8 protein-coding genes are annotated in these 11,790 nt (G+C 56.2%); 5 read left to right on the top strand and 3 right to left on the bottom strand.

The features are described from left to right. The coding region (locus tag EPO09_RS15760) for a hypothetical protein (RefSeq protein WP_290644281.1) at positions 1-403 on the bottom strand (403 nt) is incomplete at its 3' end. Between the two features lie 1,150 nt (positions 404-1,553). Between EPO09_RS15760 and EPO09_RS15765 the strand changes: the two genes are divergently transcribed. Genes EPO09_RS15765 through EPO09_RS15785 form a run of 5 tightly spaced genes read left to right on the top strand, consistent with a single transcriptional unit; the run spans position 1,554 to position 9,201 of the window. After that, positions 1,554-2,972: an ATP-binding protein gene (locus tag EPO09_RS15765; RefSeq protein WP_290644282.1), complete on the top strand. Its 1,419-nt coding sequence runs from the start codon at positions 1,554-1,556 to the stop codon at positions 2,970-2,972. Next, on the top strand, positions 2,969-5,728 hold the full coding sequence (locus EPO09_RS15770) for a Z1 domain-containing protein (RefSeq protein WP_290644283.1): 2,760 nt from the start codon (positions 2,969-2,971) through the stop codon (positions 5,726-5,728). The genes EPO09_RS15765 and EPO09_RS15770 overlap by 4 nt, the downstream gene beginning before the upstream one ends. Continuing rightward, positions 5,712-6,653 carry a PD-(D/E)XK motif protein gene (locus EPO09_RS15775; protein ID WP_290644284.1) on the top strand — a complete coding sequence of 314 codons (942 nt, stop codon included), beginning with the start codon at positions 5,712-5,714 and terminating at the stop codon, positions 6,651-6,653. The genes EPO09_RS15770 and EPO09_RS15775 overlap by 17 nt, the downstream gene beginning before the upstream one ends. A 1-nt stretch (position 6,654) precedes the next feature. Next, the gene (locus EPO09_RS15780) at positions 6,655-8,721 is read left to right on the top strand and encodes an AIPR family protein (RefSeq protein WP_290644285.1); all 2,067 of its coding nucleotides are present in this window, start codon (positions 6,655-6,657) and stop codon (positions 8,719-8,721) included. Positions 8,722-8,724: 3 nt separating this feature from the next. Continuing rightward, a complete protein-coding gene (locus EPO09_RS15785) occupies positions 8,725-9,201 on the top strand; it encodes a very short patch repair endonuclease (RefSeq protein WP_290644286.1) in 477 nt (158 codons plus the stop codon). Here the strand turns inward: EPO09_RS15785 and EPO09_RS15790 are convergent. Together EPO09_RS15790 and EPO09_RS15795 are read right to left on the bottom strand one after the other, a co-directional pair. Further along, positions 9,134-10,720 (bottom strand): DNA cytosine methyltransferase, encoded by a 1,587-nt coding sequence (locus EPO09_RS15790; RefSeq protein ID WP_290644287.1) that lies wholly within the window; start codon positions 10,718-10,720, stop codon positions 9,134-9,136. The genes EPO09_RS15785 and EPO09_RS15790 overlap by 68 nt on opposite strands. 68 nt (positions 10,721-10,788) lie before the next feature. Then, positions 10,789-11,790 (bottom strand): site-specific integrase (locus EPO09_RS15795; RefSeq protein ID WP_290644288.1); only part of this gene is annotated, 1,002 nt, incomplete at its 5' end.

Raw genomic sequence — 11,790 nt, forward strand, 5'->3', positions numbered from 1 at the left:
TTCTGAATACGCCCTGCTCGTCCACCTCGATCGCCCCGGTGCCCATCAAAGCCCGCTGGGCCACTCGGCGCCCATGTTGGATCATTCCGAGCGCAGACACAGTCTCCATGACGGTACGCGCCATCCCTGGATCCCTTGGAAACAGCACGACCGGGACATCGAAAGATGGAAGACTGGTGAACGAGTTGTAAATGAACCGGGTAATGCCAACCTGGAGAACGTAATAGCCCTCCATCTCGTTGTGGGTCAGTTCCTCGCTTCTGGTGACGTGGTAGTGCACCCAGTTCAATTCGTTTAAGGCGCATCGCAGATCAATCCCGAGCCGATCGTTGGCAAATCGAGGAGTGAACTTGGCTTCTTCCCTGTTGAGGGCAGCGAAGAATTGGCTAATGGTGTTGCTCATGGCGCGCGCCTATCCTCCCTAGCCGAGTTGAATTGCAAGATGATTATCAATCGCCTTTGGCGAAGTCCGGCAAGGAGTGCCCCCCTCGGCACCCGACATGAGCGCAGGACAAGACAATGCGCTGGCGCGCATCGTCGAGGTCTTTGGTACCGCACGACTGCACCACGCCTACCTGTTTGCCAGCCGAACAAGCGCAGCAATCGCCGACTCCTTATCAGACGGTGGGCCGATCGACCGCAGCCCTCACCATCTCCAGCACCCGCACTCTGTCACGAGCAAAAGCAGCCCTACGCCGCATCCTCCGTGCCTCAGCAACAGCAACCCCCACCCCTACCAGAGGCAACAGGGCTGCAATCACACACATGAACATCACCATGTTCACTCCCACATTGGCATTGGTCACATCGAACATGTACATCTGACACCTACGCATTGAACATGTCAATTGCACATGTGAAAGTGTTCAGGTCTGCCCGTCCGATTCCCGGTCCGCTCCTTGTCAGATTCAGGAGGACTCGGGACGGCAATCGGACAAACGTAACGGGGCAGCACTCGGACAGCACCGGCGCTTCAAGGGGTGGCTGGACGCCACCCACAGCGCCTTTCCCCTCTGGACGAGGGGCCTGCTGCCCGCCTGCTGTCCGGGGTCGCGCCTCCCCCTGCCGATGGCTTCGCCACCGGCACCCCGCTGCGCGGGGGCACCCGGCAGATCCGGCTCCCTACGAGGGTCTGCTGCGCGCCCCTGCTCCGGTCGGCCCTTCGGGCTGGGGCTGGACGCCCCACCAGCCTCCCGGGTGCCCCCGCGCCTGCGGCGAGGGGGAGGCGGGGGCTTCGCCCCCCGCTCATGCACCGGCGCTGGGGCGCCTCAAATCGCTGGGGCGATTTGTGCCTGGCGGCTCCCCCCAGCCCCTCGGCAACCTGGCTGGGGCCAGGTGCGCCTCGGGGGCCTGCGCAGCGCCTGCTGCTTGGCCCGCCACGATGCGGCGGCCCCCTTACTCTGGCGTACCCGAGCAACGAAAACTGGACGCCCCTGACCGTTAGGACAACGCTTGCCGGATAAACTGCAACATCAATTACAAACGGATGATCAAGGGAGGACATCCTGAAAGTCCGCTATACCCCCCCAGTTGCCTCCTCGTTGCTAGAGGCTATGCGAGCACTGGGCTACTCGTTCGAAACTGCAGTCGCAGATATTGTTGACAACAGCATCGCTGCAAGTGCGCGATCTGTTGACATCTGGTTCTCACCATTCGGCACGATCTATGTTGCGATCCTCGACGATGGCAATGGGATGAGTGCTGATGAATTATTCGAGGCAATGCGACACGGGACAAAAGGCCCCAAAGCTGGGCGAGCCCAACACGACCTTGGTCGTTTTGGACTTGGGCTGAAAACGGCAAGCCTTTCGCAGTGCAGGCAAATGACTGTTCTAACCAAAAAGAACGGTGCAACTCATGGCGCGGAATGGAACCTGGAAGCTGTCGAAAGAGCCGAGGACTGGGCACTTCACGAACTTGAACCTGCGGACATTGACGAAGTACCTCACTCGAAAGATTTAAGCGCCTTGGCCGAGGGGACACTGGTCGTCTGGCGCGAACTAGACAGAGCACTGGCAGGCGAATCGGATCCTGTTCGCGCATTGCAGGACCACATCGACGAGGCCAGAGACCATATGTCCCTCGTGTTCCATCGGTTCCTCGAAGGCAAGTCCCCATCGCTGGAAATCAGGATCAACGGGGACACCATCCGTCCAGTAGATCCATTCCTGCGTAGTTGCAAAGGCGGCCAGACCCTGCCACCGGAGCCCCTACAGATCGGTGACGCCACGGTCACCATCGAAGCTCACATACTGCCCCATATTTCCAAGCTATCAGCTTCAGAGATGGCATTAGCAGGAGGAGAAGAAGGGCTCAGGCGCAACCAAGGCTTCTATGTCTACCGCAATCGCAGACTGATTACTTGGGGGACCTGGTTCAGGCTCGCGCGCCAGGAAGAAATGACAAAGCTGGCCAGAGTGCAGGTGGACATTCCCAACTCGCTGGATCACCTCTGGTCCCTCGACATCAAGAAAGCGTTTGCACACCCCCCAGAACCAGTTCGAAAGGGCTTGCGACAGATCGTCTCGCGAATCGCTGATCGCAGCAAGCGCGTCTACACCTTCAGAGGGCACAGAGGTTGGGCACCTGAGATCGTGCCGGCCTGGAAACGCTTTGAGGGACGTGAGGGAAAGTTTCGGTACGAAATCAATCGCGATCACCAGCTACTGCAAGCGCTGCGTGAAGAGATCCCAGACAGTGCAGGACCAACCCTAGAGCGCTTTATCCAGATGCTCGAAACAACCTTTCCGTTCGACTCGGCCTATGCCGATATGGCGTCGGACAGAAAGCCTGAGCTGGATGAAGCGACAGATGACCTCGCTGACCGTCTGCTCGATACAGCAATGAGGATGCTTGCAAGCCTGGATGCTCAGCCCGCCCTTAGAGCTCGTCTCTTGGACCAGCTTGAACAGATCGATCCGTTCTGCAAACACCCTGCTGTCGCCAAGAAAATCAAGGAGCAACTGCAATGACGCTATCCAAAAATGCCAAGTCGCTATGCGACTTGGCTGCAACCTCCATTCAGCCAGGTGAAGTCGTCACCGAAGCACGACTGCTTGAACTGGTAGAGAACTTGATTCTCGCTGTGGCTGCCATCAATGGCAGTCCCGTCACCGACGAGGACAAGAGCTCAGCGTTGAAGGAGCTGCAGACCCGTCAACGCGTGAACATGGACGTTGGCACTGGCATCAAAGAGGATGACATCAAGCCATGGCTTGATCGACGTCGCGCCGGGATCGACCCCTACTACTGGACCAGGTACAGCACCTATCTGCAGAAGGAGTGGTCTGCAACGGTACTTCGAAGCTTTGACAAGACAACTGACGAAATTCTGGACTTGTTTGGAGACCCATCTGTCGAGGGCTCGTGGAAACGCCGAGGCCTCGTGATTGGAGACGTCCAATCTGGCAAGACCGCCACCTACACAGCGTTGTGCTGTAAAGCGGCAGATGCAGGCTATCAGGTCATTGTCTTGCTGGCTGGCAGCCTGGAGAGCCTCAGACGCCAGACTCAGAAACGACTCGACGAAGGCTTTGCCGGCCTGGACAGCTCTGAGTTCCTCCCGACAAAGAGCAAAGACGTACCACGATCACGTGCAGTGGGCGCGGGCCTTGGCAACCAGAGCCGCTTTGCAACTGTCTTCACTTCGCGAACCAAGGACTTCAATCGCGATGTCCTGAACTCGCGTCAGCTGACACTGCGCGCGCAAAAAGAGCCCGTGCTGTTTGTCATCAAGAAACACAAGAGCATCATCGAGAATCTGACCGCATGGCTGAAAGCCTACAACGCCGACAACACTGGTTCGATCGGTGAAAGCTTGTTGCTCATCGATGACGAGGCCGACAATGCATCCGTCAACACGAACAAGGACGAGACAGATCCAACTGCGGTCAACAAAAGCATCCGCGAGCTTTTGAGTGTGTTTCGTCGCCGCACCTATGTGGGCTTCACCGCAACTCCATTTGCTAACGTCTTCATTGATCCAGATACGTCAGACGAAGACTTCTTCAAGGAAGAACTTTTCCCGAGAGACTTTATCTATGCGCTGGAAGCCCCATCGAACTATATCGGTGCAACACGCATTTTCGGTGATGACGGCGTTCCCGGTTTTCTTGAAGAAATCGACGATGCCGAGGCGTGTTTCCCTCTGAAGCATAAGAGCAGCTATCGCGTCGATACGCTTCCAGACACACTGCTCCAAGCCCTTTATGCATTCATCTCAGCCAATGCCATCAGGGACCTCCGCGGACAGACCTCAAGCCATCGATCAATGCTCGTGAATGTGAGCCGTTTCACAGCAGTGCAGGACCAGGTTAGAGACCTGCTAGACGCTGAGCTGGATGCCATCAAGCAGCACGTGAGAAGTTTCAGCAAGTTGCCCTTTGCGCAAGCGATGGAAAGTCCCGTTCTGGCACGCCTGAAAGAGACTTTCGACAAGCAATTTGCGAACACTGGCCATGCGTGGAAGGATGTCCAGAAGCAACTGCTTGATGCGACGGCGCCGATCTCCCTGAGGTCGGTCAATCAGAAGGCGGGCGCCGCGAGCCTCGACTACTCAAAGTACGAAGAGTCAGGGCTGCGTGTAATTGCCGTTGGAGGCAACAGCCTTTCGCGGGGGTTGACGCTTGAAGGCTTGACCGTGAGCTATTTCTACAGAAATGCCCAGGCTTACGACACGCTCCTTCAAATGGGACGGTGGTTTGGCTATCGCAAGGGATACGAGGACGTCTGTCGCCTGTGGATTACAGCTGATGCACAGCAGTGGTACGCACACGTCACGATGGCTGCGGACGAGTTGCGCGATGAGGTCAAGCGAATGCAGCGCGAGGATCTGACCCCACGAGACTTCGGCCTGAAAGTGAGAGCCCACCCGGACTCCCTGATCCTGACAGTTCGCAAGTTGCTTGTGACCGCACGAAACAAAATGCGGACGGCAAATACCGTGACTCGTCAGATCTCATGGAGCAAAGAGGGAGCGGAAACCACCAAGCTTCGTACGGCGAGCAACAAGGTCAACTGCCTTGCGGTTGAGAGGCTGATCCGGTCGATGCAGAAGGAGGGCTATGGAAGGGGGCTTTCTGAATGGGGCAACCCGCTCTTTCGAGACGTGCCAAAGACACTCGTTGCCCAATTTCTCGACGAGTTTGCCATCCATCCGAGAAACTTCCAGCTCTACACCGCTGAGGAGGATCGTCAGTCCTACGGGCTATCCAAATTCATCAGGGAGACAAGCGAGGCATCGCTGCAGGCATGGGATGTCGTCATTCCTCAAGGTGCAGAGCTTGATGAGATCGATCTGTTTCATACGGGCATCACCATCAAGCCGGCGCGCCGTGGGATCACAACAGACAGTGGCGACAAGACCATCATGGTTTCTGGCACCAAGGCACGTGTGGGCAGCCGAGGCGTGGAAAGAGAAGGCATCGATAAGGAAATCGTCGATAGCGTTGCCCCATTGCCGGGCAAGAAGAATGTCTCTGATGCTCAATACCGAGCCATTCGCGCTCGCCCACTTCTGATCCTATACGTCATACGCCCGTACAACGAAGACAAGCTGATTGAAGGGCTCGTAGACGGCAACCTGCTGGTGGCCTTTGGCTTGAGCTTCCCGGACTTTGACGACCAGTCTCTCAAGAAGACAGTGACCTACAAGGTGAACCTGATCGAATGGCGCAAGACGTTCGAAGATGAGGAAGACGAAGAGAGCGAGGATGACCTTGATGATTGAGTCTCATTGGCAAGATCTGCAGGGTGTCACACCCCTGCCGGCACATCGACGCTTGAACGCAGACAGCAAACTTGATTTATTCGCACAGGTGGACAGTCAGGGCCAGCCAGGGTTGCTCGCAATATCACGAGATCATCCAGGTACCTGTCCCGCATACACCTCGGTTGAGGTGTCGATTGCAAGGCGACAGGACGGAGCTTGGGCAACCTCGCTGTCATTGACGCAACCATCACTCATAGCCATCTTCGCAGCGATGTGCAATGAAATTGCCCGCGAAGGCTTGCAAGAGTCCATGGAGGCCAATGCGGGCACATTCATGCTGCGCCTGCTCGCGAGATGGCAGCGCCTGCTTGCGTTGGGCGCGGACGGTCTGCTTTCTCAAGAAGCAGCGCTGGGCCTCCATGGAGAGCTCTCACTGCTCCTGAACGCCATCGATCAATTTGGGACTTCGACAGCCGTGAATGGATGGACGGGCCCGAAAGATGCGCCTCAAGATTTTCTGTTGCCGCCTGGGTTCATCGAAGTCAAGTCAATCAGGTCGGGCTCGCCAGAAATAAAAATCAGTTCGCTGGAGCAGCTTGATGGAGGAAACGGCTCAATCACTTTGCACGTCCGTGAGTACGCCAACAGCATCCACGGCACTGGCGGCACAAGCCTGGGACAGACAGTCAGACAGGTCCGAGATAAGCTCAAGGACGATCCAACCGCTGCTTTGCAATTCGAAGCTCTGCTGAAAGAAGCTGGCTATACGGACCGCTCAGAGTACTTTGTCGAAGAACTTCGACTCACCCGGACGACCTGGTACAAAGTGGACGAAATGTTCCCGTGCTTGCCACGTAGCAAGGTACCCGCGAGCATCACCAAGGGACGCTACAGCTTGCAACTTGCTCAGCTAGACGCGTTCATCACTGACACGCTGATCTGACATGAATACCGTCGAAGACTTCCGCGCTGAATTGCTTGCCAGAGTGCAGGTACGCGCCTCGGCTGACAGCAACTTCACACTCTCCGCGTTTGCCGAAGTATGCGGAGAGTTGCTGGAGGAAGCTGAAGAGCTGTATGACTTCGAACCTTGCTACTGCAGAAGAAAGGGATCAAAGAACAGGAATGTCGCGGTAGACGGCTACACCTTCGACGATGCCGACATGTCCGTCCGGATCGTCCTTGCTCACTTCTCTGGCAGTAGTGAGAGCGAGAACCTGACCAAGACCGAAGCAAAAGCGCTGTTTAGTGCTGCCACATCCTTTGTGGAGGATTCAGTCAGCGGTTATTTGCAAAAGATCACTGAAGAGAGTTCACCAGAGCATGGGCTTGCAAAGGATCTTCAAGCTCGATTTGGTGGCTTGCTGAGGTTCCGCTTCTATCTGGTCACCGATCGCGTTCTCAGCGACAAAGTGCGCGACTGGCCAGAGGGCGAAATTGGCCGTATTCCTGCTGAGTTTCACATCTGGGACGCTTCCAGATTTTTCCGAGCCCACGTATCCCGCTCTGGACGAGACGAACTGATCGTCTCATTCGAAGGCGCTGCAGGAGGAGGCCTGCCCTTCCTCCCCGCAAGCGTTTCGGGCGACGACTACACCGGCTATCTAAGCGTCATCCCGGGAACCCTGCTGGCAGATGTATACGAAGAGTTCGGCAGCAGGCTACTTGAAGGCAACGTTCGGGCCTTCCTGAGCACAACAGTCAAGGTCAACAAGGGGATCCAGCAGACTCTGCAAAAGGAGCCTGGGATGTTCTTTGCCTATAACAACGGGATCGCGGCAACAGCGTCATCAGTAGAGATTGCTCAGACCAATGCGGGACCCCGAATCGTCTCGGCAACAGACTTCCAGATTGTCAATGGAGGTCAGACGACTGCGTCTCTTGCTTATGCCCGTCGCAAGGCAGGAGCGCATCTCAATGACGTGTTTGTCCAGATGAAGCTCTCTGTTGTCGATGAGGTCCGGGCTGGATCATTGATACCACTTATATCAAGGTACTCGAATTCTCAGAACAAGGTGTCAGATGCTGACTTCTTCGCCAATCACGAGTTCCATCGGCGCATGGAGTCCATCTCACGCCGCTTGCGTGCTCCTGCACGCAAGGGTTCCCAGCTTGAAACACGTTGGTTCTACGAGCGTGCTCGTGGTCAATACGCGGTAGAAACGGGCCGACTCACTCAAGCGGACAAAAACCGATTCGAGCTTGAAAACCCAAGGGACCAGATCATCACGAAGGAAGACCTGGCCAAAGCCGAGAACTCCTGGAAGAAGCTGCCGTTCGAGGTTAGCCGTGGTCGCCAAAAGAACTTCCTCAAGTTTGCAGAACGCATCACCGGCGAATGGGAGAATTCCCCCGACTCATTCAATGATGAGTACTTTCGGGCAATGGTGACGCGCGTCATCATCTTCAGGCACTTGGAAAAGGTCATCCCGAAGCAGTCTTGGTATGACGGAGGCTACCGTGCGCAGACCGTTACCTTCACAATTGCCAAGCTCGCCGATGTCATTGAAAAACACGGTGCCGGGCAACAGCTCAACACTCATCAGATTTGGCGAGAACAGTCTCTGTCATCTGCCTTGATGGCTCAGTTGCTCCTGATAGCCAAGGCGGCCTTTGACGTCATCACCTGTCCTGAGGCCGGAGTTCAGAACGTCACGGAATGGAGCAAGAAGGAGCTTGCGTGGAAGCGCCTTCAAGAGACGAATGTTCCGTTGATAGCAGAGCTTTCGGCCGAACTGGCTGCCAGCGAAGATGTGGCCGCAAGGCAAAGGGCATCAAAAGTCGAGGCAAAAATTGACGCCGGTGTCGATGCGCTGAAGGAAGTCTTCGCCTTCGGCAACAAAAACTGGGCCCGTCTGAAGCAATGGGCAGACGAGAAAAACGCCGTCACGCCGAAGGAAGGAGACCTGCTGCGAGTAGCGATCAATCCCAAATGGATGCCAAGTGACCGACAAGCACAGGACCTCATCCGGCTACTCAGACGCTTGCAGGACGAAGGCTTTGGTGGCTGACAGATGAGCGACATCGTCAGCCCCGCCTTGCGTAGCAAGATGATGCGCGGCATCAAGGGGAAGAACACCCGACCAGAGGTGACTCTCAGAAAGCAACTTTTCAGTCTGGGCTTTCGCTTTCGCCTGCACAACAACAAGCTTCCCGGCCATCCAGACATCTCGCTACCAAGGTATCACGTCGCGATTTTTGTCCACGGCTGCTTCTGGCATCGGCATCAGGGCTGCAAGTTGACGACCATCCCCTCCAACAATGCAGACTTCTGGAAGTCTAAATTCCAGGCCAACATTGATCGCGACCAGCGCGCTCAAGCCTCACTGAAGGCACTCGGCTGGCGTGTCGGCGTTGTTTGGGAGTGCGCCATGCGCAAACGTGAACTGCCTGCCGCGCAACTTGACCAGCTTGCAAACTGGATCAGGAGTGATGAGCCAGATCACGTCGAGTTTTACTCGACTGAGTACGCACCCGCTCGATTGAAGTGATCCCACTCGCCTCATAAATCACCTTCCTGACGACCTTGGCAAGCAAGTTAGCGAGGAGCGGAGGCACCGCGTTTCCGATCTGCGTGTACTGCTCTGTTCTAGTCCCCATGAAAAAGTAGTTGTCGGGGAATGTCTGAAGGCGAGCCGCTTCTCGCACAGTCAGCGAACGACACTGCGTCGGGTCATAGTGAATGTAGTAGTGCCCATCCTTCGCGATGTGCGCAACAACCGTGGTCGACGGCTCACTGGCACACTGCACGCGGAACCTGTCCTTGAACGGTGTGGTGTCCTTATTGACGTCCTTCACGTTCTCATGCGCAGGGAGCAACTGTGGAGGGAAAACATGCAGTCGAGGTGAGTAGTTGTTGACCTTGGCGTAGCAAGATGCGAAGAGGTACCTCGCCAAGTCTGAATCCATGTGGGAGCGGGCCACGTGTTGACAGTAGCCACCCAAATTCTTGTCAATCACCCATCGCTTCAAGTGTCCTGCTTTGGGGCGAGCCTTTGTGTACTTGAAAAAAGTATTGCCATATGAAGACAACCGTGCAGCCCTCGATGCATAGTCGGTCGCCTTCTCTATCATGGCGTCCTCACCAGTGGTGCCCCAACCCTTGATGTAGTCTGGTCCTTTGGCAACGGCCTCACGCCACTTCTCCAGCGTGTCCCCTTTCGACAGCTTGCTTCGAAGACGAGGCAAGTCACTGATCGCGTGACGGACGGTTGTCTTGGTAGGCTTCAACGTAAGCAGGTCATGCTTGACGAGCGCAAGATCCTTCCTGACACCGAACAAAATGACGCGATGCCTCCTCTGTGGGATGCCGTACTTCTCAGCCTCGATCACGTAGTCGGATGGATCTAGCTCAGTGCCGACCTTGTTCCGCTTGACGAACGACCGAATCTCATACTCGTTGTCACCACCTGGACTAGACAGATCAGACAAGATCCGCTCAAACATGGGGTCACCATCATGAGTCGAGGACAGCAACCCCTTGACGTTCTCCATCACGAAAACCGCAGGCTTGTGCTCCCGGATGATTCGCAAATATTCTTTGTACAAGAAGTGCTTTTCATCGGCATGAAAGTTCACATCTTTGACACGTCGAGCACGCCCCGCAACCGAATACGCCTGACATGGCGGGCCACCAATGAGCACCCAGTTTTGCTCGGTACCGAGTGCTGCTCGAATGGCCTTATCCAGCGCAGCAGGGTCTGCCTTGCCAAGCTCAATGCACAGAGCCTCTTTGCTCGCATGCTCAAACGCTGCTGCAACTTCAGGCTGAGCCTTGAACTCATCAAGACTGATTTCCTGCTTGATGTACTGATAGTAGTATCTGACTGATGGCTTACCCTTCAACTGACGAAACACCGCTCTCAGGGTCAAAGTCTTGTGGGCAACTGGGTCCTTCTCGACAGAGACACCAATGCGAAAAGCGGGCTCACCATTTTTTCCACGCAATGCAGCGAACCCTTCTCCAAGTCCGCCGGGTCCTGCAAATAAATCAATAATTGGTATAGCCATCAAAGTTTCTCGGTAACTTTCAATGGTACCAGGTAAGCAACATCAATCTGATGCCACCCGGCGGGTTGTCACTCAGATGCACCTGTCTCGGTGTCCTTGCTGGGCGGATCATCAAGTTTTGCGGCGAGATCTCCTGCATTGAGGTGCGTGTACCTCTTCAACATCTGTAGCGTCTTGTGCCCTGTGATGCTGGCCACCTCCATCGGGTTAAGCCCCTTCTCGAAGAGCCGACTGGTGGCCTCATGCCGCAAGTCGTGAAAGTGAAAGTCCACTAGGCCGGCCCGATCACACGCACGCATGAAGGCGCGCTTGATAGCCTCGGTCGTCAGCCCAGGGAACACCGGGCCAGACTTCGTGTCTTCTGAAGGCCGCAGCGCAGCCAGCACGGTGCCAGCCTTGCGGGACAAGGGCACTGACCTGGCCTCGCCGTTCTTCGTCAACGGCAGATGGGCCACGCGGCCAGCCAGGTCAATGTGCTGCCACAGCAGCCCGACGATCTCGCCCTGCCGCATGCCGGACTCAATGGCCAACTCGATCACAGGCACCAGGAAGGGGTTTCGTGCATCGTCGCAGGCCTGTCGAAGCTGGGCCTCCTCCCCTTCTCTGAAACGCCTGTCACGGGCCTTTGGCGCGGCGGGACGCCGCACCATGCGCACAGGGTTCTCAGGCAGCTGAATGCTCCATTCCCTGCGCCCGGTTTCAATCACGTGCGCCAGGTGGTTCAGCTCTTTGTTGATGGTGCCCGCAGACACTTCTTTCAGCCGCTCATCACGGTACTGGGCGATGTGCTTGCTCGACAACGCGCTCATCTTGAGCGCTGCCAGGGGCCGCTGACGCAAGGCCTGCAGGCGAGATGCCTCAGGCCCCTTCCCGCGCTTCAACGGCGTCACCTCTTTCAGGTAACGGTCGATCAGATCGCCAAGAGTGTTCCGCTCCGTCTCGGTGCGGTCGATGAAGGTGCCCTTGTCCATCTCGTTTTCGATGGACCTGGCCCAGGCCTCTGCCTTTGACTTCAGATCGAACGACTGCGTTTGCTCTGGATAGCCCTTGCGACGGATCTTGGCCCGCCA

The sequence above is a fragment of the Aquabacterium sp. genome (genome assembly GCF_004297345.1).
Taxonomy (GTDB): Bacteria; Pseudomonadota; Gammaproteobacteria; order Burkholderiales; family Burkholderiaceae_C; genus Aquabacterium.